Source organism: Streptomyces sp. NPDC048338 (genome assembly GCF_043201055.1).
Taxonomy (GTDB): domain Bacteria; phylum Actinomycetota; class Actinomycetes; order Streptomycetales; family Streptomycetaceae; genus Streptomyces.
The window spans coordinates 377027-403437 of sequence record NZ_JBICYQ010000001.1 but is presented as its reverse complement, the minus strand read 5'-3'; the positions used below and the strand labels follow the sequence as shown (position 1 = coordinate 403437).

The 26411-nt window shown below is 73.2% G+C and carries 25 protein-coding genes, 1 pseudogene and 1 riboswitch; of the genes and pseudogenes, 18 read left to right on the top strand and 8 right to left on the bottom strand.

The features are described 5' to 3' along the window. Nucleotides 1-26: 26 nt before the first annotated feature. Together trpD and ACGFZF_RS01875 are read left to right on the top strand one after the other, a co-directional pair. Nucleotides 27-1091 carry an anthranilate phosphoribosyltransferase gene (gene trpD / locus ACGFZF_RS01880; RefSeq protein WP_393550574.1) on the top strand — a complete coding sequence of 355 codons (1065 nt, stop codon included), beginning with the start codon at nucleotides 27-29 and terminating at the stop codon, nucleotides 1089-1091. A gap of 109 nt (nucleotides 1092-1200) precedes the next feature. Continuing rightward, nucleotides 1201-1317, top strand: a riboswitch (SAM riboswitch). Between the two features lie 230 nt (nucleotides 1318-1547). Next, on the top strand, nucleotides 1548-2978 hold the full coding sequence (locus ACGFZF_RS01875) for an aminotransferase class V-fold PLP-dependent enzyme (protein WP_393550573.1): 1431 nt from the start codon (nucleotides 1548-1550) through the stop codon (nucleotides 2976-2978). A 62-nt stretch (nucleotides 2979-3040) separates the two neighbouring features. Here ACGFZF_RS01875 and ACGFZF_RS01870 read toward each other — a convergent pair whose 3' ends face one another. Together ACGFZF_RS01870 and ACGFZF_RS01865 are read right to left on the bottom strand one after the other, a co-directional pair. Next, on the bottom strand, nucleotides 3041-3322 hold the full coding sequence (locus ACGFZF_RS01870; RefSeq protein ID WP_147977657.1) for an Lrp/AsnC family transcriptional regulator: 282 nt from the start codon (nucleotides 3320-3322) through the stop codon (nucleotides 3041-3043). Next, nucleotides 3319-4102 (bottom strand): annotated as a pseudogene (locus tag ACGFZF_RS01865) (rhomboid family intramembrane serine protease). The gene ACGFZF_RS01870 and the pseudogene ACGFZF_RS01865 overlap by 4 nt, the downstream one beginning before the upstream one ends. A 195-nt stretch (nucleotides 4103-4297) precedes the next feature. Between ACGFZF_RS01865 and ACGFZF_RS01860 the strand changes: the two are divergent. From ACGFZF_RS01860 to ACGFZF_RS01840, 5 genes are all read left to right on the top strand, one after another. Beyond that, nucleotides 4298-4540, top strand: a complete 243-nt coding sequence (locus ACGFZF_RS01860; RefSeq protein WP_147977656.1) for a hypothetical protein — start codon at nucleotides 4298-4300, stop codon at nucleotides 4538-4540. A gap of 34 nt (nucleotides 4541-4574) precedes the next feature. Then, the gene (locus ACGFZF_RS01855) at nucleotides 4575-5939 is read left to right on the top strand and encodes an NYN domain-containing protein (protein WP_393550572.1); all 1365 of its coding nucleotides are present in this window, start codon (nucleotides 4575-4577) and stop codon (nucleotides 5937-5939) included. A gap of 255 nt (nucleotides 5940-6194) precedes the next feature. Beyond that, nucleotides 6195-7223 carry an NlpC/P60 family protein gene (locus ACGFZF_RS01850; RefSeq protein ID WP_356603197.1) on the top strand — a complete coding sequence of 343 codons (1029 nt, stop codon included), beginning with the start codon at nucleotides 6195-6197 and terminating at the stop codon, nucleotides 7221-7223. Between the two features lie 198 nt (nucleotides 7224-7421). Further along, nucleotides 7422-8462, top strand: a complete 1041-nt coding sequence (locus tag ACGFZF_RS01845) for an NlpC/P60 family protein (RefSeq protein WP_393550571.1) — start codon at nucleotides 7422-7424, stop codon at nucleotides 8460-8462. A gap of 64 nt (nucleotides 8463-8526) precedes the next feature. Continuing rightward, complete coding sequence (locus ACGFZF_RS01840) at nucleotides 8527-9750, top strand: hypothetical protein (protein ID WP_393550570.1); 1224 nt, start codon at nucleotides 8527-8529, stop codon at nucleotides 9748-9750. A gap of 69 nt (nucleotides 9751-9819) precedes the next feature. Here ACGFZF_RS01840 and ACGFZF_RS01835 read toward each other — a convergent pair whose 3' ends face one another. Continuing rightward, a complete protein-coding gene (locus ACGFZF_RS01835) occupies nucleotides 9820-10371 on the bottom strand; it encodes a PadR family transcriptional regulator (RefSeq protein WP_393550569.1) in 552 nt (183 codons plus the stop codon). A gap of 94 nt (nucleotides 10372-10465) precedes the next feature. Between ACGFZF_RS01835 and ACGFZF_RS01830 the strand changes: the two genes are divergently transcribed. Further along, nucleotides 10466-11791: an MATE family efflux transporter gene (locus ACGFZF_RS01830; RefSeq protein WP_393550568.1), complete on the top strand. Its 1326-nt coding sequence runs from the start codon at nucleotides 10466-10468 to the stop codon at nucleotides 11789-11791. Here the strand turns inward: ACGFZF_RS01830 and ACGFZF_RS01825 are convergent. Next, nucleotides 11755-12960, bottom strand: a complete 1206-nt coding sequence (locus ACGFZF_RS01825; protein WP_393551002.1) for a glycosyltransferase 87 family protein — start codon at nucleotides 12958-12960, stop codon at nucleotides 11755-11757. The two genes, ACGFZF_RS01830 and ACGFZF_RS01825, sit on opposite strands and share 37 nt — an antisense overlap. 251 nt (nucleotides 12961-13211) lie before the next feature. On the opposite strand from ACGFZF_RS01825, the gene ACGFZF_RS01820 reads away from it, so the two are divergent. After that, the gene (locus tag ACGFZF_RS01820; RefSeq protein WP_356603207.1) at nucleotides 13212-14354 is read left to right on the top strand and encodes a glycosyltransferase family 4 protein; all 1143 of its coding nucleotides are present in this window, start codon (nucleotides 13212-13214) and stop codon (nucleotides 14352-14354) included. 72 nt (nucleotides 14355-14426) lie between these two features. Here ACGFZF_RS01820 and ACGFZF_RS01815 read toward each other — a convergent pair whose 3' ends face one another. Together ACGFZF_RS01815 and ACGFZF_RS01810 are read right to left on the bottom strand one after the other, a co-directional pair. Next, nucleotides 14427-14945 (bottom strand): hypothetical protein, encoded by a 519-nt coding sequence (locus ACGFZF_RS01815; RefSeq protein WP_393550567.1) that lies wholly within the window; start codon nucleotides 14943-14945, stop codon nucleotides 14427-14429. Between the two features lie 131 nt (nucleotides 14946-15076). Further along, complete coding sequence (locus tag ACGFZF_RS01810) at nucleotides 15077-16873, bottom strand: AMP-dependent synthetase/ligase (RefSeq protein WP_393550566.1); 1797 nt, start codon at nucleotides 16871-16873, stop codon at nucleotides 15077-15079. A 267-nt stretch (nucleotides 16874-17140) separates the two neighbouring features. On the opposite strand from ACGFZF_RS01810, the gene ACGFZF_RS01805 reads away from it, so the two are divergent. The 6 genes from ACGFZF_RS01805 (at nucleotide 17141) to ACGFZF_RS01780 (ending at nucleotide 22039) form a co-directional block, all read left to right on the top strand. Next, entirely contained in the window at nucleotides 17141-17908 is a 768-nt protein-coding gene (locus ACGFZF_RS01805; protein ID WP_393551001.1) for a metallophosphoesterase, read from the top strand. Nucleotides 17909-18006: 98 nt separating this feature from the next. After that, nucleotides 18007-18450 carry an SRPBCC family protein gene (locus ACGFZF_RS01800; RefSeq protein WP_393550565.1) on the top strand — a complete coding sequence of 148 codons (444 nt, stop codon included), beginning with the start codon at nucleotides 18007-18009 and terminating at the stop codon, nucleotides 18448-18450. Nucleotides 18451-18571: 121 nt separating this feature from the next. After that, nucleotides 18572-19720: an ArsA family ATPase gene (locus tag ACGFZF_RS01795; protein WP_393550564.1), complete on the top strand. Its 1149-nt coding sequence runs from the start codon at nucleotides 18572-18574 to the stop codon at nucleotides 19718-19720. Between the two features lie 42 nt (nucleotides 19721-19762). Then, nucleotides 19763-20209, top strand: coding sequence for a DUF5304 domain-containing protein (locus ACGFZF_RS01790; protein ID WP_356776395.1), 447 nt, complete (start codon nucleotides 19763-19765; stop codon nucleotides 20207-20209). Nucleotides 20210-20275: 66 nt separating this feature from the next. Next, on the top strand, nucleotides 20276-21217 hold the full coding sequence (locus ACGFZF_RS01785; protein WP_393550563.1) for an ROK family glucokinase: 942 nt from the start codon (nucleotides 20276-20278) through the stop codon (nucleotides 21215-21217). 78 nt (nucleotides 21218-21295) lie between these two features. After that, nucleotides 21296-22039, top strand: a complete 744-nt coding sequence (locus ACGFZF_RS01780; protein ID WP_393550562.1) for an endonuclease/exonuclease/phosphatase family protein — start codon at nucleotides 21296-21298, stop codon at nucleotides 22037-22039. Nucleotides 22040-22129: 90 nt separating this feature from the next. On the opposite strand, the gene ACGFZF_RS01775 is transcribed toward ACGFZF_RS01780, so the two are convergent. Together ACGFZF_RS01775 and ACGFZF_RS01770 are read right to left on the bottom strand one after the other, a co-directional pair. Continuing rightward, nucleotides 22130-22744 (bottom strand): hypothetical protein, encoded by a 615-nt coding sequence (locus ACGFZF_RS01775; protein WP_393550561.1) that lies wholly within the window; start codon nucleotides 22742-22744, stop codon nucleotides 22130-22132. After that, on the bottom strand, nucleotides 22737-23519 hold the full coding sequence (locus ACGFZF_RS01770; protein ID WP_393550560.1) for an alpha/beta hydrolase: 783 nt from the start codon (nucleotides 23517-23519) through the stop codon (nucleotides 22737-22739). Before ACGFZF_RS01770 ends, ACGFZF_RS01775 begins: the two co-directional genes overlap by 8 nt. Before the next feature lie 191 nt (nucleotides 23520-23710). Between ACGFZF_RS01770 and ACGFZF_RS01765 the strand changes: the two genes are divergently transcribed. Genes ACGFZF_RS01765 through ACGFZF_RS01755 form a run of 3 tightly spaced genes read left to right on the top strand, consistent with a single transcriptional unit; the run spans nucleotide 23711 to nucleotide 26390 of the window. Further along, nucleotides 23711-24442: a lysophospholipid acyltransferase family protein gene (locus ACGFZF_RS01765; RefSeq protein ID WP_393551000.1), complete on the top strand. Its 732-nt coding sequence runs from the start codon at nucleotides 23711-23713 to the stop codon at nucleotides 24440-24442. A gap of 35 nt (nucleotides 24443-24477) precedes the next feature. Beyond that, on the top strand, nucleotides 24478-25677 hold the full coding sequence (macS, locus tag ACGFZF_RS01760) for a MacS family sensor histidine kinase (RefSeq protein ID WP_393550559.1): 1200 nt from the start codon (nucleotides 24478-24480) through the stop codon (nucleotides 25675-25677). Between the two features lie 8 nt (nucleotides 25678-25685). Next, on the top strand, nucleotides 25686-26390 hold the full coding sequence (locus tag ACGFZF_RS01755; RefSeq protein ID WP_356603229.1) for a response regulator transcription factor: 705 nt from the start codon (nucleotides 25686-25688) through the stop codon (nucleotides 26388-26390). The last annotated feature ends 21 nt before the right edge of the window (nucleotides 26391-26411 follow it).

Here is a 26411-nt window from a genome sequence, read left to right as displayed (position 1 = left end):
CGATACGTGTCGAACCTGGAGCTGCCATGAGCGCTGTGACCCCCGCTGGAGGACCTACCACGGCGGGTCGCTCCTGGCCGGCCGTGCTGAACACCCTGCTGGACGGCGGCGACCTCGGCACCGAGGACTCGGCCTGGGCGATGGACCGCATCATGAGCGGCGAGGCGACCGACGTGCAGATCGCCGGCTTCGCGGTCGCGCTGCGCGCCAAGGGCGAGACCGTCGAGGAGATCACCGGCCTCGTCCGCACGATGTACGCGCACGCCAACACCATCGAGGTGCCCGGCCGCACCGTCGACATCGTCGGCACCGGCGGCGACGGCGCGAAGACGGTCAACATCTCCACCATGTCGGCGATCGTGGTGGCCGGCACCGGGGCCAAGGTCGTCAAGCACGGCAACCGGGCGGCCTCCTCGGCCTCGGGCGCCTCCGACGTCCTGGAGAAGCTCGGCGTCAACCTGGAGCTCACCCCGCGGCGGGTGGCCGAGGTCGCCGAGGAGGCCGGCATCACCTTCTGCTTCGCGGTCAAGTTCCACCCGGCGCTGCGTCACGTCGCCACCGCCCGCGGCCAGCTCGGCGTGCGCACCGTCTTCAACTTCCTCGGCCCGCTCACCAACCCGGCCCGGGTCAGGTCCCAGGCCACCGGCGTGGCCGACGCCCGGATGGCCCCGATCATGGCGGGCGTACTCGCCGAGCGCGGCTCCTCGGCCCTGGTCTTCCGCGGCGACGACGGCCTCGACGAGCTCACCACCACGGCCACCTCCCGGGTGTGGGTGGTCCGGGACGGCGCGGTGCGCGAGGAGGCCTTCGACCCGCGGGACGTCGGCATCGAGCTGGTGCCGGTGGAGGCGCTGCGCGGCGCCGACGCCTCCTTCAACGCGGACGTGGCCCGCCGGCTGCTGGCCGGCGAGACCGGTCCCGTACGGGACGCGGTGCTGCTCAACTCGGCGGCCGCCCTCACGGCGCTCGACCCCGGCGCAGGCACGCTGACGGAGCAGCTCGCGTCGGGCATCGCGAAGGCGGCGGAGTCGATCGACTCCGGAGCGGCGCGGCAGGCCCTGGAGCGCTGGGTCGCGGCCAGCAACGCGTAGGGAGCGTCGTAGGGACGACCGAGGGGCCCCGCTGCGGCGGGGCCCTTTCGTGTCCCGTGATCCGGACACGGGTTGCGCCGGAGCGATCACGTGGCATAACTTCGGAGCAGGTCATGAGTGACAGCGTTCAGGCCCCGGCTTGCTGTCCGGCAACCCTCCGTCCGTGGCGGGGTGCCCCGGGTGAAGACCAGGCCGTGGACAGCAAGGTCCGCGGCAAGCGCGGACCCCTGCGGAACCCTGGGGTCCTTGGTCCTCGAGGGAGCAGTCTCGTGAGCAAGCGAATGTGCTAGGGCCTCCGGCCCTCCTTCTTTCCCATTCCCTCCGAGCGGCCCTCCGTGCCGCCTGTCGAGGCAACTCCCGTACGCGGCACCCTTCTTCGTCGTGCCCTGCGGGCTTCTCACGTCACCATCCCCTCCTCGGCCGAGGGGACACTCCGTCCCGCAGGGAGACTTCGCCATGTCCGTGTGCCCGAACGCCGCCGCCGCTTCCGTCATCGCCACCGTGCCCACCGCGGGCGGCGAGCCCGTCACCGCCGCCGACTCCGCCGATCCCTGCTGCGCGGCCCCGCTCCCGGTGCTCGGCCGGGACGTCACCGTCCCCCTGGTGACCGGCGGCGAGGTCAGCTATGCCGCGCTCGACTACGCGGCCAGCGCCCCGGCGCTCCAGCGGGTCTGGGACGACGTCGCCGCGTACGCCCCGTACTACGGCAGCGTCCACCGGGGCGCCGGCTACCTCTCGCAGCTGTCCACCGACCTCTTCGAGAACAGCCGGGTCACCGTCGCCGAGTTCCTCGACTGCCGCGCCGACGACCAGGTCGTCTTCACCCGCTCCACCACCGACTCGCTGAACCTGCTCGCCGCCGTGGTTCCGGCCGACTGCCAGGTCTTCGTCTTCGAGACCGAGCACCACGCCTCGCTGCTGCCCTGGAAGGACGCCCAGGTCAGCTACCTCAACGCGCCGCGCACGCCCGCCCAGGCCGTCGAGATCCTGGAGCAGGCGCTGGCCGCCCGCGAGCCGCACGGTCCGGCGCTGGTCTGCGTGACCGGCGCGTCCAACGTCACCGGCGAACTGTGGCCGGTCAAGGAGCTCGCCGCCGCCGCGCACGCCCACGGCGCCCGCATCGTCCTCGACGCCGCCCAGCTCGCGCCCCACCACCCCGTGTCCGTCCGGGAGTCGGACGTCGACTGGGTGGCCTTCTCCGGCCACAAGCTGTACGCCCCCTTCGGCTCCGGCGTCCTCGCCGGACGTGCCGACTGGCTCCAGGAGGCCGAGCCGTACCTCGCGGGCGGCGGCGCCTCCCGCAAGGTCGCCCGCCGCGCCGACGGGGGAGTGGACGTCGAGTGGCACACCACCGCCGCCCGCCACGAGGCCGGATCCCCGAACGTCATCGGCGTCTACTCGATCGCCTCCGCCTGCAAGGCGCTGACCGAAGCCGGCTTCGACTCCCTGGTCGCCCGCGAGCAGCACCTGATCGCCACGGTGCGCGCGGGCCTGGCCGAGGTGCCCGAGGTCAGGGTGCTCTCGCTGTTCGGCGACGACTCCCCGCGCGTCGGCGTCATCTCCTTCGTGGTGGAGGGCTGGAACAGCTCGCACTTCGCCGCCGCGCTCTCCGCCGAGTACGGCATCGGCGTCCGCGACGGTCTCTTCTGCGCCCACCCGCTGGTGCGGACCCTGCTGGGCAGCGACCCGCAGGACGTCGGCGAGTGCGGCGCCCCGGAGGCCGAGCCGGGCGAGCGGTCGCTGAACGCCATCCGGGTCAGCTTCGGCGCCGGTACGCCGGACGAGCACGTGGAGCGTTTCGTCGGCGCCGTACGGGAGCTCGTCCGCGACGGCGCGCAGTGGAAGTACCGCACCGAGGACGGCCGCTGCGTGCCGGACCGCGGCTGACCACCCACTCGTACGAGTGAAGGGGGCCTCCCCCGGGAGGCCCCCTTCACTCGTGACGGATGTTACGACTCCAGGCCGATGGCGAAGGCCGCTTCCAGGTCGTGCTGGGAGTACGTACGGAACGCGACGTGCGTGTCCGTGGCCTCGACGCCGGGGATCTTGCTGATGCGGCCCGGGATGACGTCCGCCAGGTCGTCGTGCTTCGGCACGCGCACCATGGCGATCAGGTCGTAGGTACCGGTGACCGAGAAGACCTCGCTGACGCTGTCGAGCGAGGCGATCGACTCCGCGATCTCGGGAATGCGGTCCACGCTGGTCTTGATGAGCACGATCGCGGTGATCACGGCTGGCTTACTCCCTCGGTCGCCGCGGCTGGGGCCTTCACTCTAGCCCGCCCGGCTTCCGTCGCCGTCGCGCCGGGGAAGCACCCCGCGGCCACCCCGCCGGCGGTACCGGCCCCAGGCGTAGAGGAAGCCCACGGCGAAGCCGACCACGTGTGCCAGATAGGCGACCCCGGGTCCCGCCCCGGCCGCCCGGGCGGCCAGCCACTGCAGCACGAACCAGAAGACCAGCACGATCCAGGCGGGGAACCGCAGCGGCAGGAAGAGGAGGAAGGGGAAGAGGCTGGTGACCCGGGAGCGGGGGAAGAGGTAGAGGAACGCCCCGAGCACCCCCGAGATCGCCCCCGACGCCCCGACCAGGGTCTGCTCGCTGCTCGCGTAGGCGGCGGCGTAGCCGAGCAGGGCGAGGTAGCCGCAGGCGAGGTAGAAGAGCAGGAACGGCACCGGCCCCATCCGTTCCTCGGCCATCGCGCCGAAGACGTAGAGGAACAGCATGTTCCCGAGCAGATGCAGCCAGCTGCCGTGGACGAACAGCGCGGTGAGCGGGGTCAGCAGGGCGCGCGGCTCGCTGTCCATCAGTTCCGCCGGCACCACTCCCCAGCGGTGGAAGTACGCGCTCTGGGCGATCAGGGACGCGTCCCCCGTGCCGTGCGCCGGGACCAGCCCGGAGACCGGGCTGATCAGGAACGCGAGGCAGCAGAGGGCGATCAGGCCGTACGTCACCGTCGGTCCGTTCCGCGCGCCGTGCCAGGCGCCGAGGGCCGCTCCCCGCCAGTCGATCATGGACAGATCATGACGTACCGGGGTCGACGCGGACAGAGCGCCTCGCCGGGGCGCGCGGTACCGGCCCGTGCGCCGGGCTCCGCCCGAGCAGGGCGTACCCCGATGGCCGTAGGGTACGGGCATTACATCCGCAGTTCGACGGCGCACCGCGGCTCCCGCACCTGGTATCACGCACCAAGAAACGAGGACGGCACGATGACGGCGATTCCCCAGCCGACCGCCGAGACCCGCTGGCGCTGCACACTCTGCGGCAATCTGACCCGATTCGACGTGACCCGCTCCTCCAAGGTCGTCGAGTACATCCATCTGGACCTTGCCGGGGAGCCCAAGGTGGAGGAGCGCGAGGTGGTCAGTGAGACCATCGAGTCGGTCCGCTGTCGCTGGTGCAACGCGGTGGACCAGATCGAACTGGTGGACAGGCCGGGCAGCGCTTCCTGACGGAGCGCTGCGCATGACAGTGGGGTGACGGATCGTGGAGCAGCCCACGCGTGGTGACGAACCGGCCGGCGCGGCGGACGACGCCGCCGAGGCGCTCGACCGGCCGCTGCCGGACGGCGTGCGGCGCAAGGTCGTCGCGCTGGTCGCCGACGCCTTCGGCGGGCTGACCGTCGCGGAGCTGCCCGCGCCCCTGCGGCAGTACGCGCGCTTCACCGCGAGCCGGCGGGCCAAGTTCGCCGGCAACGCGATGGCCGCGGCCCTGGAGAGCGACCCGCTCTTCCGGCAGCGCATCGGCGAGCGTTTCAAGGACGCCCAGCCCGAGCTTGCCGGTGCGGTCGAGTCCGGCGCGCCGCCGGCCGCCGCCGACCCCGTCGACGTCGCCGCGGCGGCCTACGTCCTGCGCCCGGCGGGCTGGGTCAAGCTGGTCGCCGCCGCAGGCGAGGAGGCCCAGCGCGCGGACGCCGAGCGGGCCGACGAGGCCGGGCGGCGCGAGCTGGAGCGGCTGCGCGAGGAGGTCGCGCACGCCAAGGAGCGCGGCCGGAGCGAGACCGAGCAACTGCGCCACGACCTGGAGACGACCCGCAAGGAAGCGGAATCGCTTCACCGCAAGCTGCGCAGTGCCCAGAGCGACGTGAAGCGCGGCGAGGCCGCCCTGCGCCGTGCCCAGGCCGAGATCGACACCGTCAAGGCGGAGGCCGCAGCCCAGGTCTCGGCCGCCGAGAGCGAGAGCCGCCGGCTCAAGTCGCGGCTCGCCGAGGTGGAGGCGGCGCTGGAGGCGAGCCGCCGTGCCGCCCGTGAGGGGCGCTCGGTCGAGGACATGCGCCTGCGACTGCTGCTGGACACCGTCCTGGAATCGGCGCAGGGGCTGCGCCGTGAACTGGCCCTGCCGCCCGCCTCCATGCACCCCGCCGACACCGTCGACGCGGTGGAGCCCGGCCGGATGTCGCCGAAGGACATCGCGGCCCGCGCGCTCTCGGAGACCGACCCGGCGCTCCTCGACCAGCTGCTCGAACTGCCGCAGGCGCACCTGGTCGTGGACGGCTACAACGTCACGAAGACCGGCTATCCGACCATGCCGCTGGAGAAGCAGCGGCTGCGGCTGCTCGGCGGGCTCTCCGCGCTCGCCGCCCGCTCGGGCGCCGAGATCACCTGCGTCTTCGACGGGGCCGAGCTGGCGGCCCCGGTGCTGCTCGCCCCGCCGCGCGGGGTGCGGGTGCTGTTCTCTAAGCCGGGTGTCACCGCGGACGAGCTGATCCGCCAGCTGGTGCGTGCCGAGCCTCCGGGCCGTCCCGTCGTGGTGGTCTCCACCGACCGCGAAGTCGCCGACGGAGTAGCGAAGTCCGGAGCCCGGCCGGTCGCGTCCGCCTTGTTGCTGAAGCGGCTTTCGCGCGTCTCGTGACTTCTCGTAAGTCCTGGGGCTAATGCCCGAATTCTGGAGGGCGCACCGTCAAGTGGCCATTACTGCCCGTGCGGTGTCTGTAAATAATGTGCTGCGTGAGCGAGATTTTGCTCATGAGGATTTGAACTGATCACAGCTAGGTCACTAGGGTCGGGCCTCGAACCTTCGCGCGGTTGATCATCTATCGGGGATGGCAGCGGAGGAACCGCCGGCCGCAGCCTGGTTGGCGGCTCGAGGAAGAAGGAGATCGCCTTCGTGGCGTCCCACCGTCGTCCCAAGCAGCCGAGCCGCACCCGTGTGACCGTGCTCACCGTGACCGCCGCTGCCGCTGTCGCGCTCACCGCCCAGTCCGGCGCCCAGGCGGCTCCGAAGCCGAAGATCGACGACGTGAAGTCGAAGGTCGACAAGCTGCACCACGAGGCCGAGGAGGCCACGGAGCAGTACAACCTCGCCGAGGAGCGCCGCGGCAAGCTGCAGAAGGAGATCGGGGCCCTCCAGGACAAGGTGGCCCGCGGTCAGCAGGAGCTCAACACCCTGCGCGACAACATCGGTTCGGTCGCCAGCGCGCAGTACCGCTCCGGCGGCATCGACCCGGCGATCCAGCTCTTCCTCTCCTCCGACCCGGACACCTACCTCGACAAGGCGTCCGCGATCGACCAGCTCGGCGCCAAGCAGGCCGACGTGCTCCAGTCGATCCAGGCCAAGCAGCGCACCCTCGCCCAGCAGCGGGCCGAGGCGACGACGAAGCTCGCCGACCTCGAGGACGTCCGCAAGACCCTCGGCGAGAAGAAGAAGGCCTTCCAGGGCAAGCTCGCCGATGCGCAGAAGCTGCTCAACTCGCTGACCGCCGCCGAGCGCGCCAAGATCCAGCAGGACGAGCTGCGTGCCAGCCGCGCCGCCGGCGACCGGGTCGACCTCGGCAACGAGGTGCCCGCCTCGCAGCGTGGCGCCGCCGCGCTCAGCGCCGCCGCCACCCAGATCGGCAAGCCGTACGTCTCCGGCGCCGAGGGCCCCAACTCGTACGACTGCTCGGGTCTGACCCAGTGGGCCTACCGCCAGGCCGGCGTGTCGCTCACCCGCACCACGTACACCCAGCAGAACGACGGTGTGAAGATCGGCCGCAGCCAGCTCAAGCCGGGCGACCTGGTCTTCTTCAACAACCTGTCCCACGTGGCCCTGTACGCGGGCAACAACACGATCCTGCACGCTCCCAAGCCGGGCGCCTCGGTCCGCTACGAGTCGATGAGCTACATGGGTACGTTCCAGTTCGGTGTGCGCGTCTGACGCCTCCGACTCCGTCGCGCGGAGCCCCTCCGGGAGCCTCCGACACGACGCCCAATCGGGTGGTTCGTCGCGTTCGTGACTGACCTGACGCCCCGCCGGTGACCTGTGGTCTCCGGCGGGGCGTCACTTTGTGTGCCCGGCGCCTTCGTTGGAGCGGGGTGGATCTCGGGCTACTGTCTGCCGCGCCAGTCTGCGTAGATGCCGAACGGAGCGCGATACGTGGCGTCCCACCGACGACCCGTGAGGGTCACCGTCCTGACCGCCGCCGCGGCGGCGACCGCTGCCACGGCGCTCGGCGCCGTACCCGCGAGCGCCGACCCGAGCGGTACCCCGGCTGCCGGCAGGGCCGCCGTCGACCGTCTCTTCGAGGAGGCCGAACGGGCCACCGAGGGCTACAACAAGGCCGACGAGCGGGCGGACGCCCTGCGCAGGACGGTCTCCCGGGCCCAGGACAGCGTGGCGCGCGGCCAGGAGCGGATCAACCTCATGCGGGGCTCGCTCGGCATGGTCGCCGGCGCGCAGTACCGCTCCGGGGGCATCGACCCGGCCCTCGCCCTGCTGCTCTCGGCCGACCCCGACTCCTACCTGGAGCGGGCCTCGGTGCTCGACCGGGTCACCGCCCGGCAGGGCGCGGCCCTCGGCCGCCTCCGGCACGAGCAGCGGCGGCTCCACCAGCAGCGGACGGAGGCGACCCGGCTGCTGACGGAGCTGGAGCGCAGCCGGACCCAGGTCGCCCGGCACAAGCGCACGGTCGAGGGGAAGCTCGCCGAGGCCCGGCGGGTGCTGCAGTCCCTGAGCGGGCCGGAGCGCGCGGACTTCGACCGCTCCGCGCGCGCCTCGCGGTCCGGCCGCGAGGAGTCCCTGCCGCCGCTCGCCGACCTCGGCCCGGCCTCGGGGCGGGCCGCGGCGGCGGTGATCGCCGCGCGCAGCGCGATCGGCAAGCCCTACGTCTGGGGCGCGACGGGCCCGTCCGCCTTCGACTGCTCGGGGCTGATGGTCTGGTCGTTCCGGCAGGCCGGCATCAGCCTGCCGCGGACCTCCTCGGCCCAGCGGTACGCGGGACGGCAGGTGCCCCTCGCGCAGGCGCAGCCCGGCGACCTGGTCACGTACCGCAGCGACGCCAGCCATGTGGCCGTCTACGCCGGCAACGGACAGGTGATCCACGCCCCCTACCCGGGGGCCCGGGTGCGCTACGACCCGGTCGGGATGATGTCGCACGCGACGGTGACCCGGGTCTGACCTCCTGCCGGGCCGTCCGTCCGCTCGTACACCCGCCCGGGTGCCTGCCCGTACGATCGAAGGCGTGGCAGGTCAGGGGTGCGGAACGGTGCGACGGGCGGCGGCCTGTCTGCTGGTGACCCTGCTGGCCCTGGCCGGATGCGTCGCCCCCGGATCCGGCGGCACCGCCGATCCGGCGTCCCGGGAGATCCAGAGCCTGCTCGACCGGCACGCCCGCGCGCTGCTCGCCCGGGACGAGGCGGCCTTCGTCGCCGGGGTCGATCCGGCGCTCGCCCCCGCCGCGCTGACGGAGTTCGACCGGCTCGCCGAGGTGCCGCTCGGCACCTGGGGCTACCGGGTGACGGACGTGGACCGGGCGGACGGGGGCCGGGCGACCGCCCGGACCGAGCTCAGCTACCGGATCAGCGGCTACGACTCCGGGCCCGTCACCACCGAGCGGGTGCTCGACCTGGCCGAGCGGGACGGCCGCTGGTACGTCACCGCGGACCGGCCCGCGGAGGGCTCCGCCCAGCAGCTCTGGCAGCAGGGCGACGTGGAGGCGGTACGGGGAGGGCGCAGCCTCGTCCTCGGCGTCGGGCAGTCCCGCGAGCGGCTCACGGCGATCGCGGCCGCGGCGGACCGGGCGGTCCCCGCGGTCTCCGCGGCCTGGCCGGTGCCGTGGGCGGGCCGGGTGGTCGTCCTCGTCCCGGCCTCTCTGGACGGGATGGGCGGTCTGCTCGGCGCGCCGGGCGCCTCGTACCGGGGGATCGCCGCCGTCACCACGGGCGAGGTCGGCGGTGGCCCGGACGCGCCCGCGGACCGGGTGATCGTGAACCCCGACGCGTACGGGGTGCTCGGCGGCTTCGGCCGGCAGGTGGTCCTCACCCACGAGACCACGCACGTGGCCACCCGCGCGCACACCTCGGCCGCCACCCCGGTCTGGCTCTCGGAGGGCTTCGCGGACTGGGCGGCCTACCGGGGCACCGGGCGTACGGCCGCCCAGGCCGCGCCGGAACTGCGGCGCGCGGTCCGGGCGGGCGACACCCCCGCACGGCTCCCCGAGGACGGGGAGTTCGCCTTCGGCGGTAACGCCGAGGCGCTGGCCCGCGCCTACGAGAGCGGCTGGCTGGCCTGCGCGCTGATCGCCGACCGCTGGGGCGAGAAGGCCCTGACCGACTTCTACCGCGCGGTGGGCGGGCATCCCGGCCGGGACGGCGCGGTGGAGAAGGCCCTGCGGGACGTGCTGGACACCACCCCGGAGGACTTCACCGCGACCTGGCGCGCCTACCTCGCGCGACGTCTGGCCTGAGCGCCGGGCCGGCCTGAGCGCCGGGGCTCCGGAGCCGGGCTCCGGGCGCCGGGGAGCGGCCGAGTGGGCTCAGGGGGCCCCGGGGGAGTCCGGACCCGCGGCCTCCAGCTCGGCCAGCGCCTCCGCCAGCCATTCCTTCTCCGCGGTGCCGGTCGCCCGGGCGATCCGGAGCATGCCCCGGCGGAAGAGGTCGGGCTCGTCCTCGGCGCGCACCGGGGCGCCGCCCTCGTAGAAGAAGCTGGCGGGTGTGTGGAGGAAGGCCTGGCGGCGGCGCAGCACCGCGGCCCGCTCGGCGGGATCGGGGAGCAGGCTCAGGAAGGCGAGCAGGGTGAAGAAGCGCTGGCCGTCGGTGATGTCGGCCTCCCTGGGCTCGCGCAGGCGGGCGAGCAGCTCCGCACGGCCGTCGGGTGTGAGCGACAGCGTCCGGCGCGGTGCCGCGCCGGTGCCCGGTTCCGTACGCCGCTCCAGCAGCCCGGCCTTCACCATGCGGGTGATGGCCGGGTAGAGCGCGCCGTCACTGACGGGGCGCACGTGGCCGCTGAGCCCCTGGATGCGGTCCTTCAGCTCGTACCCGTGCAGCGGCCTGTCGTGCAGAAAGCCGAGGATCGACAGCTCCAGCATCCGGCCCCTCCTGTTCGCTTGTCCCGGACCTCCGTTCATGCTACCTCTTTTCGAGGTGCCTCTAATCGAGGTACAACGAAACGAGGGGGCAGACATGGCGATCCGGCACCGGCACATCCTGATCCGGCTGGCGTACCCGGTCTACGGCGAACTCCTCGCCGGCGTCGCCGCCGGGATCATCTCCATGGTCTGGGTCGCCCGCCTCGGCGGGGACGCGGTCGCCGCCGTCGCCGTCGCGACCAACGTCGAGAACGTCCTCCTCGGCGTCGTGCTCATGGCGGCCTCCGGCACCACCGTCCTCGTCGCCCGCGCCCGCGGTGCCGGGGACCCCGGCGCCCTGCGGGCCGCCGTCCGCGGCGGCTGGGCGCTCGCCGCCCTGCTGGTCCCGCCGGTCACCGTCGGCGGGTACCTGCTGCGCGAACCCCTCGCCCGGCTCGTCCTCGGCGGCGACGGCACCCCCGCTCTCGCCCTGGCCACCGCCTACTTCGCGATCTCCCTGCCGGGCATGGCCGTCTTCTTCGCCACCACCGTCCTCGATGGCATCCTCAAGGGGGCCGGAGACACCCGCACCCCGATGCGGCTCGCCTTCCTCGCCAACGGGCTGATCCTCGTCCTCGACCCGCTGCTCATCCACGCCCACGGAGTGCCGGGCGCCGCCCTCGCGACCGTCCTGGGCCGCTCCGCCGCCCTCGGCGTGGGCCTGTGGGTGCTGCGCCGCAACTCCCTCCTGCGCGCCGCGCGGGCCGCCCGTCCCGCCGCGGGCACGGTCGCCGCCCTGCGCCGCACCGCCGCCACCGGGCTGCCCATGTCCGTCGACTTCGTCGTCCGGATGACGGGGACCCTCGCCCTCGTCGCCGTGGTCGCACGCCTCGGCGTCACCCAGGTCGCCGCGTACGGCATCGCCACCAAGGCCATGTACGTCGCGACCATGGCCTTCTACTCCGTCCGCCAGGCGGCCGCCATCCACACGGCACACCTGCTCGGAGCGGGCCGCGACGAACGCGCGGCCGTCGGCCGGCAGGCCCTGGTCCTCGGCGGGGTCCTCGGCACGGCCGCCGCCGCCCTGCTGTTCCTCACCGCCGACCTCGTGATGCGCGGCTTCGGGGCGTCCCCCGACGTGGCGGACGCCGGCGCCCTCTTCCTGCGCTGCCTGGGGCCCTGTCTCGTGCTGACGGCCGGGTTCATCGCGCTCGCGGGGGTCTTCGAGGGCAGTGGCGGCAGCCCGCGGCTCGCCAGGATCACGATCGCGGGCGTGCTCGCCCAGCTCCCGCTGGCGTACGCCCTCTCCGGGCTCGGGCTGCCGGGCGTGACGCTGGCGATGGGGCTGGCGATGGCCGGGCAGTGCACGGCCCTCGGCCTGCTGCACCGCCGCACGCCGACCCCTCAGGCGACCGGAAGGGTCCTCGAGCGGTCACGCTGAGCGGGCACCGACGCCGGCGTGAGGCGCGGCTCCGTCACCGTCTGCCGCCACAGGACGCGGCAGGCGGAGAGGGTGGCGGCGACCAGCAGGCCGTTGCGCACGAGCAGCAGGGCGATGCCCAGCGGATCGCTGTGCGACACGTGCGAGAACCACACCGGGAACTCGAACTGCGTGACGGCGGTCGCCCACACCACCAGGTGGACCGGCCGGCGCATCCGGCTCGTCCGGTGGACCAGGCACACCGCGGCCAGACCGACCAGCCAGATCATGTACTGCGGGCTGATCACCCGGCTCGTGGTGGTGAAGAGCAGCACCGCGACGAAGGCGGCGTCCGCCGGGGTCGTCGTCGAGAACGCGCGCGCCCGTATGCGCCACAGCAGCAGCCAGGCGAAGGCCGCGACCGTCAGCGCCATCGCGGCGGAGGTGACGGTGGAGACGTACGGCCCGAGGAACTCCACCGAGCCGTAGTTCAGCCGGGCCTCGCCCTCCCAGCCGAAGTGCCGGGCCACGTGGAAGACGAGCGAACCGAGCGACTCGACCTCCGTGCCCCGGTCGCGCTGGAAGGTCAGGAACGCCAGCGCCCCCGGCGCCGCGAGCGTGCACAGGAGCAGCACGCCCGCCGCCGCGCCCGCCGCCGTCGACCAGGACCGGAAGGTGGCGCGGCCGCGGGGGGTGCCCGCGAGGAGCAGCGCGGGCCAGACCTTCAGCGTCGCGCCGAAACCGGCCAGGGCGCCCATCACACGCGGGTGGCTCAGCCCGGCGAGCAGGGCGGCGACGGCCACCGCGGTGACCATGAGGTCGTACCGCGCGTACGCGGTCGGGCCGAGCAGCGGGACTCCCGCCACCCAGATCCAGGCGCCGCGCTGCGAACACCCGGGCCGGCGTCCGGTGTACCGCAGCAGCCCGAAGACGAACGCGTCGCACAGGAAGGCGAGCACGAAGAAGGCGGCGGAGTAGCCCAGGAACGGCAGCAGCGCGGGGGAGAGGATCGCCAGGGCGGCGGCCGGCGGGTACTGCCAGGTGACGTCGTCCAGCGGGTACGTGCCGGTCCTCAGGACCTCGAACCAGCCCTGGTAGATCTGCTCGACGTCACTGGTGACGTCCGGGCCGGGGACCGTGACGACCTTGAAGACGCAGAGGAGCAGGACGATCCGGGTGACGCTCCACAGCGTGACGGGGTGACGCAGGAGCCCGCGCAGGGATCTGTCCGGGCCGCTCCCCGTGCCCGGCCGCGCGTCCGCCGCCGTCCTCGCACCCGAAGCCGCGTCCGTGTCCGAACCCGGGTCCGGAGTCGTGCCCGTGCCTGCGCGCGCCGCGCCCAGTACGCCCGTCATCCCTACCTCGTCCTTGTCCTGTCGGTCCGCTCGCGCGGAGGTGGTGGTGCCGGGCGGGGAGTGCGGCCCCTGTAGATTCGGCCACGATGCACAAGACCCTGATCGTAACCAACGACTTCCCGCCCCGCCCCGGTGGAATCCAGGCGTTCCTGCACAACATGGCGCTGCGCCTGGATCCCGAGCGGACCGTGGTCTACGCCTCCACCTGGAAGCGCAGCCGCGAGGGCATCGAGGCGACCGCCGCGTTCGACGCCGAGCAGCCTTTCACGGTCGTACGCGACCGCACCACCATGCTGCTGCCCACTCCCCGCGTGACCGCGCGGGCGGCCGGGCTGCTCCGCGAGCACGGCTGCACCTCGGTCTGGTTCGGGGCGGCGGCTCCGCTCGGGCTGATGGCCCCGGCGCTGCGCCGGGCCGGCGCGCGCCGGCTGGTGGCCACCACGCACGGGCACGAGGCGGGCTGGGCGCAGCTGCCCGCGGCCCGGCAGCTGCTGCGGCGGATCGGCGAGGGCACGGACACGATCACCTACCTCGGCGAGTACACCCGCTCCCGGATCGCGACGGCGCTGACCCCGGCCGCGGCCGGCCGCATGGTGCAGCTGCCGCCGGGCGTGGACGAGAAGACCTTCCACCCGGGCTCGGGCGGCGAGGCGGTACGGGAGCGGCTCGGGCTCAGCGACCGGCCGGTGGTCGTCTGCGTCTCGCGGCTGGTCCCGCGCAAGGGACAGGACACGCTGATCCTGGCCATGCCCGAGATCCTGCGGCGCGTGCCGGACGCGGTACTGCTGATCGTCGGCGGCGGCCCGTACGAGGACGACCTGCGGCGGCTCGCCCGGGAGACCGGGGTGGCCGGCTCCGTGCGCTTCACCGGCGCCGTGCCGTGGGAGGAGCTGCCCGCGCACTACGGCGCCGGGGACGTCTTCGCGATGCCCTGCCGCACGCGCCGCGGCGGCCTCGACGTCGAGGGCCTCGGCATCGTCTACCTGGAGGCCTCGGCCACCGGGCTGCCCGTCGTCGCCGGCGACTCCGGCGGGGCGCCGGACGCCGTCCTGGACGGCGAGACCGGCTGGGTCGTGCGCGGCGGGATCCCCGAGGAGTCGGCGGACCGCATCGCGACGCTGCTCCTCGACCCCGAGCTGCGCCGGCGGATGGGCGAGCGGGGCCGCCGGTGGGTCGAGGACCGCTGGCGCTGGGACCTGCTCGCCGAGCGTCTGAGGGAACTGCTCTGACCGGTGACCCGGGTGACCGCTCCGCGCGGCCGCCCGGGTCACCCGCGCGGCGCGCGTCCGGGGCAGCGGAGGTCAGGCGGGCAGGTAGTCGGTCAGCGCGCAGCCGTCCACCAGGAGTTCCTCGTGGCGGTAGCCCTGGGGTATCGCGAAGTCCTTCTCGCAGGTGAAGAGCAGGACGCCGGACTTCTTCAGTTCCTCGGCGGACATCCGGTCGTCCGCCACGAGCGCGAAGTCCTGGCCGAGCAGGAAGCGGCCCCCCGCCCCCTCGGCCGCGGCCTTGCGGTTCGCCTGCTGGAACTTCTCCATGTCCGCGACGGACAGCAGCGTGAGGGTGACCCTGCTGTCGTTCCCGCACACCGCACGCGCCTCGATGCCCCACGCCGGGTCGCCGGACTCCCGGCTCATGGCGCCGCTGTCGCTGCCGGCCCGCAGGTCGCTGCAGAGGGCGTGCCGCCCGACGAGCTTCTCGAGCCCCGCCATGTCACCCGCCTTCGGCAGTCCGGCGTCCTCGCCCCAGGCCCCGGCACAGCCCGTGACACTGACCAGCGCGACGAGGGCCGCCCCCACTACCGCGGTGCGCTTGAGCCGCATGAATCCCCTGCTCCTCTTGTTTCGGTGGGCCGGCGTGTCCCGGCGGGTTTCGGCGGGCCGGAGTGTCCCGGCGCGCGCGAACGCCCCCGGCGTCCGCGAAGCGGTGGAGCCGGGGGCGTGCCGAGCGTACGTCAGGCGCGGTAGATCGCTTCGATCTCGTCCGCGAAGTCCTTCGCCACCACGTTGCGCTTGAGCTTCAGCGACGGCGTGATGTGGCCGGCCTCCTCGGTGAACTGGGAGTTCAGGACCCTGAACTTCCGCACCGACTCCGCCTTCGACACCGCCGCGTTGCCGTCGTCGATCGCACGCTGGACCTCCGCGAGGAGGTCGGCGTCGTCGCGCAGGGAGGCCGCCGTGGAGTCCGCCGACTTGCCGTGCTCGACGGCCCAGCGGGTCAGGAACTCCTCGTCCAGGGTCACCAGCGCGCCCACGAACGGACGCCCGTCGCCCACCACCATGCACTCCGCGACCAGCGCGTGCGCCCGGATCCGGTCCTCGATGACGGCCGGGGCGACGTTCTTGCCGCCCGCCGTCACCAGGATCTCCTTCTTGCGGCCGGTGATCGCGAGGTAGCCGTCCTCGTCCAGCGTGCCGATGTCACCGGTGTGGAACCAGCCGTCGGCCAGCGCCTCGGCGGTCGCCGCCTCGTTCTGCCAGTAGCCGCTGAAGATGTGCTCGCCGTGCAGCAGGACCTCGCCGTCGTCGGCGATCCGCACCACCGAGCCCGGCAGCGGCTGGCCGACCGTGCCGATCTTCTGCCGGTCCCACGGGTTGAAGGCGGTCGCGGCGCACGACTCCGTCAGGCCGTAGCCCTCCAGCACCGTGAAGCCGATGCCGCGGAAGAAGTGCCCGAGCCGCTCGCCCAGCGGCGCGCCGCCCGAGATCGCGTACTCGCCGCGGCCGCCGAGGACGGCCCGCAGCTTGGAGAAGACCAGCTTGTCGAAGACTTTGTGCTTGACCTTGAGCCCGAAGGACGGGCCCTGCGGGGTGCCGAGCGCGCGGCTGTACGCGATCGCCGTGTGCGCGGCCTTGTCGAAGATCTTGCCCTTGCCGTCGGCCTGGGCCTTGGCGCGCGCCGAGTTGTAGACCTTCTCGAAGACGCGCGGCACACCGAGGACCAGCGTCGGCCGGAAGGCGGCCAGCTCGTCGGTGAGGTTCTTGATGTCCGGCACGCAGCCCAGCTTGATCGGCGCCATGACGGAGGCGACCTCGACCAGTCGTCCGAAGACGTGGGCGGCGGGCAGGAAGAGCAGGACGGAACACTCGCCGGTCCGGAAGAGCGGCTTCAGGCGCTCCACCACGTTGCCGCACTCGGCGAAGAACGCCCGGTGCGTCAGTACGCAGCCCTTGGGGCGGCCGGTGGTGCCGGAGGTGTAGACGATCGTCGCGATGTCGTCCGCGTTCGCCGCTGACATCCGCTCGTCGAGCAGCTCGTCGGTGACCTCGGCGCCCGCGGCGGTCAGCCGGGCGACGGCGTCGTCCTCGATCTGCCAGACGCCCTTGAGCGCCGGCAGGGACGCCCGGACGGACTCGACCGACTCCGCGTGCGCCGCCGACTCCACGAGGGCGAGGGCGGCGGCCGAGTCGCCGAGGATCCACTGGATCTGCTCGGGCGAGCTGGTCTCGTACACGGGCACGGTGACCGCGCCCGCGCTCCAGATGGCGAAGTCGAGGAGAACCCACTCGTAGCGGGTCCGGGACAGCAGGGCCACCCGGTCGCCCGGCTCCACGCCGGAGGCGATCAGCCCCTTGGCAGCCCCGCGGACCTCGGCGAGGAACTGCTTGGCGGTGACGTCCGTCCAGACGCCGGCCACCTTGCGCCCCATCACGGCGACATCTGGGTGTTGAGAGGCGTTGCGGCGGATGAGATCCGTCAGGTTGCCGTCCGTGGGGACCTCGTACAGGGCCGGAAGGCTGAACTCGCGCAAGACTGCTGCTCCTCATCGGGCGCCGGCGCCACGGCTCTGTGTGATGCACCGGTGCGGTCCAAGATCGGGCAGGGGTGCTCAGTGGGGGTGAGCACGACTGGACTGCTCGGACGTTACCCACCAGTACTCGGTTCCCGATAGGGGGTCCTGGCCAGATGTTCGGTGCGTCACATACGTGTGGCGGTGCTTCGCGCACAGTAGTCCACGTCTTCGACGACTTGGAAGTAACCGCAGGTCCGACGCCCTAAGGTGAATCTCATGCCAGGCATGAGAGTCCATGTGGTCAGTGACGTGCACGGTAACGCCGGCGCCCTCGCCAGGGCGGGAGAGGGGGCGGACGCCCTGATCTGCCTGGGTGACCTGGTGCTCTTCCTCGACTACGCCGACCACAGCCGGGGGATCTTCCCCGACCTGTTCGGGGTCGAGAACGCCGACCTGATCGTCGCCCTGCGCACGGCGCGCCGCTTCGACGAGGCCCGCGACCTGGGGCGGCGGCTCTGGTCCGAGCTGGACGTCGACCGCGACACCGCGATCGAGTCCGCGGTACGCCGCCAGTACGCGGAACTCTTCGCGGCCTTCCCGACACCCACCTACGCGACCTACGGCAACGTCGACGTGCCCGGCCTGTGGCCCGAGTACGCCCGCCCGGGCACCACGGTCCTCGACGGCGGCCGGGCCGAGATCGGCGGACTGGTCTTCGGCTTCGTGGGCGGCGGGCTGCGCACCCCCATGCGGACGCCGTACGAGATCTCCGACGAGGAGTACGCGGCGAAGGTCGAGGCGCTCGGGGACGTCGACGTGCTGTGCAGTCACATCCCTCCCGACGTGCCGGAACTGACCTACGACACGGTGGCGCGCCGCTTCGAGCGCGGCAGCCGGGCCCTGCTGGACGCCATCCACCGCACCCGGCCCCGGTACGCGCTCTTCGGGCATGTCCACCAGCCGCTGGTGCGCCGGATGCGGATAGGCGCGACCGAGTGCGTGAACGTCGGCCACTTCGCCTCGACGGGCACGCCGTGGGCGCTGGAGTGGTGAGCGGTGCGAAGCGGGTGCCGGGGGCGCGATAGCCTTCGGGTCGGCACGCCAGTGCCCTGACGACTTCCGCCGGACCGCACAGTGGAGGAACCACCGCGATGGCCGAACACACCAGCTCGAGCATCACCATCGAGGCGGCGCCGGCCGACGTCATGGGCGTGATCGCCGACTTCGTCCGCTACCCCGAATGGACGGGCGAGGTGAAGGAGGCCGAGGTCCTGGAGACCGACGCGGCCGGCCGCGCCGAGAAGGTCCGGCTGCTGCTGGACGCCGGGGCCATCAAGGACGACCACACCCTGGCGTACACCTGGACCGGCGACAACGAGGTCAGCTGGACGCTGGTCAAGTCCCAGATGCTGCGCTCCCTGGACGGCTCCTACCGGCTGGCCCCGGCGGCCGGCGGCGGCCGCACCGAGGTCACCTACCAGCTGACGGTCGACGTCAAGATCCCGATGCTCGGCATGATCAAGCGCAAGGCGGAGAAGGTCATCATCGACCGCGCGCTGGCCGGTCTGAAGAAGCGCGTCGAGGCGGGCGTCTAGGGCGTGTTGCGAAAGTAGCGCCGTCCGCCCGGAGGGCGGGCCCGGCGGCGTCCGGTGCGTGCGCTCGCACGGCGGAGGGTCGCCCGACCGTCGCCGCCACGCGTCCCGGTACCGTCGCCGCATGCGGATCATCCTTGTCACAGGCCCCGGCGGCGCCGGACGCACCACCGTCGCCGCGGCGACCGCCCTCGTCGAGGCATGGGCTGGCCGCCGCGTGCTGCTGGTCTCGGCGGACGCCGCGTCCGCCACGGTCCTCGGCGACGGGGACCTGCCCGACGGCCTGCGGATCCACCGCCCCGACCCCGGCGCCGACTTCCGCCGCGAGTTCCTCGCCCTCCAGACCCGGCTCGGCACCGCCTTCGACCTGCTCGGCGCGGCCCACTTCGAGGAGGCCGAACTCACCGAGCTGCCCGGCAGCGACCGGTTCGCCCTGCTCCGCGCCCTGCGGGACGCCGCCGCCGGGGACCACGACCTCGTCGTCGTCGACATGCCCCCGCTGCCCGACGCGCTCGCCGTGCTGGCCCTGCCCGAACAGCTCCGCCGCTATCTGCGCCGCCTCCTGCCGCCCGAGCGACAGGCCGCCCGCGCCCTGCGTCCGATGCTGGCCCAGCTGGCCGGCGTCCCGATGCCCGCCCAGTGGCTGTACGAGACCACCGCCCGCTGGGAGACCGAGCTCGCCGCCGTCCAGGCGGTGATCGACGCCCCGGACACCGCCGTCCGGCTCGTCGTCGAACCCGGCCCGGCCGCCACCGACGCCCTCCGCACCGCCCGGCTCGCCCTCGCCCTCCAGGGCGTCGCCCTCGACCTCGTCGTCGCGAACCGGCTGCTCCCCGCCGAGTCGGCGGACCCCTGGCTCGCCGGGCTGACCGCGCAGCAGCACGAGCACCTGGCCCGCCTGCGCGAGGCCCACCCGTCCGTCCACGAGCTCCCGCACCTCGGCCGGGACCCCCGGGGCCCCGAGGACCTCGCACTCCTCGGCGCCGCCCGGCACGAGGCGCACGCCGTCGACGCGCCCGGGCACACCGTCGAGGACCGTCGCGACCAGGACGGGGTCCTCGTCTGGCACCTGCCGCTGCCCGGCGCGGTCAAGGGCGAGGTCTCGCTCGTCCGCCGCGGCGACGAACTCCTGCTCGCCGTCGGAGCGTTCCGGCGCAGTCTGCCCCTGCCGGGCGCCCTGCGCCGCTGCACCGTCACGGGAGCCGGGCTCGTCGAGGGCGACCTGCGCGTCCGGTTCACCCCGGATCCCGGGCTCTGGCCGAAGACCCCGTGACACGGCGTGTACCGTCGACGGTAGAAGCCTAAGGAGTACGCCATGAGCGATTCGGACGCCTGGGCCAAGGCCTGCGCCGAGGACCTGGAGGCCGAGAAGGCCCGCCGTCGCGCGCGGAACGGCGCGGAGCCCGGCTCCGCGGCCGAGGAGTTCCGCAAGCTCTTCGACGCCGTCGCCGACAAGGTCTCCACGCTGCGGAACCCGCTGACGGGCATGGCCGCCCAAGGAGCCGTGCAGCAGTTCGTCAACCAGGCGAAGGCGGCCGTCGAGCCGGTCATCGAGCGGAACCCGCAGGTCTTCGACCACCTCGCGGCGGCCGGCAACGAGCTGCTCGCCGCCTACCGGTCGGCGGTCGAGGGCCACGAGACCCGCTGGACACGGGACGACGACCGGCGCACGGACGGCCTCGGCGGCGACGATCTCCGCAAGGACGAGCCGCGCAAGGACGACGACGGGCCCGGAACCGGGCAGCACATCGACCTGGACTGACCGGGACGACCGGCCCCCTCGGGTACGGTTGGGCATAGCGGGGCTCGACCGAAAACTGAGGGACACATGGGACTCACCATCGGCGTCGACATCGGCGGCACGAAGATCGCGGCCGGCGTGGTCGACGAGGAGGGCAACATCCTCGACACGCACAAGGTGCCCACCCCGCCGACCCCCGAAGGCATCGTCGACGCGATCGCAGCGGCCGTCTCCGAGGCCGGCACGGGCCACCAGATCGAGGCCGTGGGCATCGGTGCCGCGGGCTACGTCGACGACAAGCGCGCCACCGTCCTCTTCGCGCCGAACATCGACTGGCGGCACGAGCCGCTGAAGGACAAGGTCGAGCAGCGGGTGGGCCTCCCGGTCGTCGTCGAGAACGACGCGAACGCGGCTGCCTGGGGCGAGTACCGGTTCGGCGCGGGGCAGGGGCACGAGGACGTCATCTGCATCACGCTCGGCACGGGCCTCGGCGGCGGCATCATCATCGGCAACAAGCTTCGGCGAGGCCGCTTCGGCGTGGCCGCCGAGTTCGGCCACATCCGGGTCGTCCCGGACGGCCTGCTGTGCGGCTGCGGCAGCCAGGGCTGCTGGGAGCAGTACGCCTCGGGGCGCGCGCTCGTCCGGTACGCCAGGCAGCGCGCCAACGCGACGCCGGAGAACGCCGAGATCCTGCTCGGCCTCGGCGACGGCACGCCCGAGGGCATCCAGGGCAAGCACGTCAGCGCCGCCGCCCGCCAGGGCGACAAGGTGGCCGTGGACTCCTTCCGCGAGCTGGCCCGCTGGGCGGGCGCGGGTCTCGCGGACCTCGCGTCGCTGTTCGACCCGTCGGCCTTCATCGTCGGCGGCGGTGTCTCCGACGAGGGCGACCTGGTGCTCGACCCGATCCGGAAGTCCTTCCGGCGCTGGCTGATCGGCGGACAGTGGCGTCCGCACGCCCAGGTCCTCGCGGCCAAGCTGGGCAACAAGGCCGGCCTGGTCGGCGCGGCCGACCTGGCACGCCAGGGCTGAGGGCCTGGAGCGTCGCCCTCCCCGTACGCCCGTCGCGTCCTCCACGGATGCGGCGGGCGTTGTCGTATGTTGCTGGCCATGGCGATCAGTGACCTGCCCAACTCCCGCACCGAGGAGGACGGTTCGGCCGTCGTCCGGGTGCTCAGCTACAACGTCCGGTCCCTGCGGGACGACGAGGACGCCCTCGCCCGGGTCGTCCGGGCCTGCGCGCCCGATCTGGTCTTCGTCCAGGAGGCGCCGCGGTTCTTCCGCTGGCGCAAGCACGCGGCCCGGCTCGCGGCGAAGAGCGAGCTGGTCGTGCTCACCGGCGGGGCCACGGCCGCCGGGCCGTTGCTGATGTGCTCGCTGCGGGCCACGGTGGAGCGCACCGAGGACGTCCTGCTGCCGCTCACGCCCGGACTGCACCGGCGCGGCTTCGCCACCGCCGTCGTCCGCTTCGGCGGAGCCCGGGTCGGCGCGGTCAGCTGCCATCTGAGCCTGCAGAAGGACGAGCGCTACGCCCAGGCCGGGATGCTGCTCGACCGGGTCGCCGCGCTCAACGTGCCCCACACCCTCGTCGCCGGGGACCTGAACGAACGCCCCGACGGCCGGAGCTTCACCCGCCTGGCGAAGGAACTCCAGGACGGCTGGGCGGTCAGCCCGTGGGGCGGCGAGTACACCTCGCCGTCCGGCGAACCGCACCAGCGCATCGACGCGATCCTGGCCACCCCGGGCGTGGAGTTCCTCGGCTGCGGCGTCCCGACGGACCTCCCCGAGGCGGACCTGCGGGCGGCGACGGACCACCTCCCGGTCCTGGCGGCGGTCCGCATCCCGGCCGGCTGACCGACGGGGCCGCCGGACGGCCCGCGGCCCCGGCGCGCGGCACGCCGGCCCGCGCGAGCCGCGGCCCGCCGGGGGAGCGGGCGTCCCCGGCTACACGACCGCGCCGCGCCCCGGGTCGTCGTGGCCGTCCTCGTCGTCGTCGTGCCTCATCCGGGCCACCAGCGTCGCGAAGCCGCCCAGGAAGCCGCCGACGCAGACCGTCGTCAGCCACCACGTCATGTCCCACTGGAGCAGTACCGCGAGCAGCATCAGCACCGGGCCGCCCACCACGCCCAGCCACGCGAACTTCGTCGTCGCGTCGGCCTCGGGCAGCGGAGGCGGCTCCGGGGGCACGAAGTGGCCCTCGTCGCCGTCGCGGCCGTCGGGGGTCCGGCCGTCACCGGTCTCGTCGTCCGGGTCCGCCACCGCGTAGTCCCGCGGACCCGTCCCCACGCGCACGCCGGGCGCGAACACGATCGAGCTGCCGAGGGCGGGCTTGTCCGGCTTCCCCGGTTCCTCCGGGTCGGCGGCCGGGCCCTGGTGGTCCTCGTCGTCCTCGTCCCCGCCCTGGTCCTCCTCCGGAAGCGCCAGGTCCTCCACCGACCGGAAGGGCCGGGCCCCCGGCGGGTCCGCCGGCTCATCGCCGTACCCGGCGACGATCGCGGCCCAGGCCGCCTCCTCGTCGATGGGCTGCGGCTCGCGCTCGCCGTCCTGCTGTTCAGCCACCGCTCGTGCTTCCCTTCTCGTCGGCCGCCAGCGGAGCGAGCCGGCCCACGAACGCCCAGCTCTCCTCGAAGATCCGCTCCGCGTCATGGTCCAACGTCGCCACGTGGTAGCTCTGTTCCAGCAGGATCTCCGTCACGTCCGTCGAGGAGACCCGGCTCAGGACACGGGCCGAGTCGGCCGGCGGCACCACGTGGTCCTGCGGGCTGTGCAGCAGTACCAGCGGCTGCGTGACCTGCGGCAGCTCCGCGTCGACGACCTGGAAGAAGCGCCGCAGCGAGTGCGCCGCGTGCAGCGGGACGCGGTCGTAGCCGACCTCGGTCACTCCCTCCTTGGCGATGTCGCTGGCGATGCCCTTGGTGGAGGCGACGAGGTGGCGGGCCACCGGCAGCGCGTGCGCCGCCAGGCCGTGCACCTTGTTGCCCGGGTTGACGAGGACGATCCCGCGGATCGCGTCGCCGTGGCGGGCCGCGAGCCGCAGGGTCAGCGCCCCGCCCATGGAGAGGCCGAAGACGAAGACCGTCTCGCACCGCGCGAGCAGCTCCTGCAGGGCGCGGTCCACCTCCGCGTACCAGTCGTGCCAGGTGGTGAGCTGCATGTCCTCCCAGCGGGTGCCGTGCCCGGGCAGCAGGGGCAGCGACACCGTCAGCCCGCGCTCGGCCAGGTACTCGGCCCAGGGGCGCAGCGACTGAGGGGAACCGGTGAATCCGTGACAGAGAAGGACGCCTACCTCCCCGCCCTCATGGCGGTACGGCTCAGCTCCAGGAAGGACCGGCACCGGGGTCTCCTGTTCGTGGGTTCGACGAAGCGACGACAAAAGGGGAAGGACCTTCACCGTACGCGACCGGACCGACACCGACCAGGGCCGTTCGCACGATGGTGCCGAGCCCGTCGCGGCTCGGCCGAGGCCGTACGGGATAAGGTCTCTCCCACAGCACACGGAAGGTACCCGAGTTGATCTACGGCGCAATGAAGTTCTCCATCGGAGGGTCCCTGAAGCTCGCCTTCAGGCCTTGGGTGGAGGGCCTCGAGAACATTCCCGCCGAGGGGCCGGCGATCCTCGCGAGCAACCACCTGTCGTTCTCCGACTCGTTCTTCCTGCCGGCCGTCCTGGACCGCAAGGTCACCTTCATCGCCAAGGCCGAGTACTTCACCTCGCCGGGAGTGAAGGGCAAGCTCACCGCCGCCTTCTTCAAGGGCGTCGGCCAGCTTCCGGTGGACCGTTCCGGCGCGCGCGGCGCGGGCGAGGCGGCCATCAAGGCCGGCATCGAGGTGATCGAGAAGGGCGGGCTCTTCGGGATCTACCCCGAGGGCACCCGCTCGCCCGACGGGCGGCTCTACCGCGGCAAGCCCGGCGGCCTCGCGCGCGTGGCCCTGGCCACCGGCGCGCCCGTGATCCCGGTCGCGATGATCGACACGGAGAAGATCCAGCCGCCCGGCAAGGTCGTCCCCAAGCTGATGCGCCCGGGGATCCGGATCGGCGAGCCGCTGGACTTCACCCGCTACCAGGGCATGGACGGGGACCGCTTCATCCTCCGCTCGGTGACCGACGAGGTCATGTACGAGATCATGAAGCTGTCCGGCCAGGAGTACGTCGACATCTACGCGACCGCCGCCAAGCGGCAGATCGCGGAGGCCGAGAAGGCCGCGAAGGAGGCCGTCAAGGCCGAGATCGCGGCGCGGGAAGAGTCCGGCGCGTAACCCCTGCGGGGGCGGACCCGGGGTGGGTGGGGGAGATGGCCAAGCGCGAGCGTGTCGTGCGCATGTCGGTCGAGCAGCCGCTGTGGCGCGCGCTCACCGCCTACCGCGTCCTGACGATGATCTACGCGGTACTGATCTTCGTCTTCTCCCGTGACGCCTTCGAACGGCCGTGGGTGGCGGTCGCGTTCCTCGCCGTGATGTGCGTGTGGACGCTGGCCACCCTCCCGAAGGTGGCGAACGCGGTCAGCTGCACGAGGGGCTTCCTGGTCGCCGACCTCGCGATCGCCCTCGTCGGCATCCTGCTCACCCCGCTCGCGGACGAGCAGGCCCGGTCGGTCGACGGCCCGACGCTGCCCTCCATATGGACGGCCGGAGCCGTCCTCGCGTACGCGATCAAGGGCGGCTGGCGCTGGGCCGGCTTCGCCTCCTCGCTGGTGGCCGTCGCCAACCTGGTCGAGCGCGGCAGCCCCAGCCGGGACACGCTCCACAACGTCCTGCTGGTCTGGGTGGCGTCCATCGCCATCGGCTACGTCGTGGAGGTCGCCCGCGCCTCCGAACGCACCCTGGCCCGCGCCCTGGAGATCGAGGCCGCCACCCGCGAGCGGGAGCGGCTCGCCCGCGACATCCACGACAGCGTCCTCCAGGTGCTGGCGATGGTGCAGCGGCGGGGCACGGCGCTGGGCGGCGAGGCAGCCGAGCTGGGCCGGATGGCCGGGGAGCAGGAGGTCGCGTTGCGCACCCTGGTCGCCGGCGGGCTCACCCGGCCCTCACTGGTCTCCGAGGACGAGTCCGAGGGCGCGGTGGTCCGCTTCGTCGAGGAGCCGGACGACGACGCTCCGGTCGACCTGCGCACCCTGCTCGCCCCGCGGGCGGGTGCACGGGTCACGCTCTCCGACCCGGGCGTGCCGGTCCTGCTGGCGCCGGCAGCCGCCCGTGAGCTGACCGCCGCCGTGTTCGCCGCCCTGGACAACGTCCGGGTGCACGCGGGCGGGGACGCGCGGGCGTGGATCCTGGTCGAGGACTGGTCCGACGAGGTCGTCGTCACGGTCCGGGACGACGGCCCCGGCATCCCGGAGGGGCGGCTCGCGCAGGCCGAGGGCGAAGGCCGGATGGGCGTCGCCCTGTCCATCCGGGGACGGCTGCGGGATCTGGGCGGCACGGCCGAGCTGATCTCGGTACCGGGCCAGGGCACGGAAGTGGAACTGAAGGTCCCGCGGGGCCACGGGGGAAGGTGAACGGACAGATGAGCGAGCAGCAGACGCGGACCGACCGGCCGGCGGACGGCCGCCCGGTCAGGGTGATGGTCGTCGACGACCACCCGATGTGGCGGGACGCGGTCGCCCGCGACCTCGCCGAGGCCGGACTGGACGTGGTCGCCACGGCCGGCGACGGCGAGCAGGCCGTGCGGCGCGCGAAGGCCGTCGGCCCGGACGTCCTCGTCCTCGACCTGAACCTGCCGGCCAAGCCCGGCGTGCAGGTGTGCAAGGAGCTCGTCGGCGCCGACCCCACGCTGCGGGTCCTGGTGCTCTCCGCCAGCGGCGAGCACGCCGACGTGCTGGAGGCGGTCAAGTCCGGTGCCACCGGCTACCTGCTCAAGTCGGCCAGCACCGCCGAGCTGATCGACGCCGTGCACCGCACCGCCGTCGGCGACCCCGTCTTCACCCCCGGCCTCGCGGGCCTGGTGCTCGGCGAGTACCGCCGCCTGGCCTCCGAGCCGGAGCCGGCCGCGGGCGCCGACGAGCCGAAGGCCCCCCAGCTCACCGAGCGCGAGACCGAGGTGCTGCGCCTGGTCGCCAAGGGACTGAGCTACAAGCAGATCGCCGAACGCCTGGTCATCTCGCACCGCACCGTGCAGAACCACGTCCAGAACACCCTGGGCAAGCTCCAGCTGCACAACCGCGTGGAGCTGGTCCGGTACGCCATCGAGCGCGGCCTCGACGACGCCTGAGGCCGGACGCCCCGGGAGCCG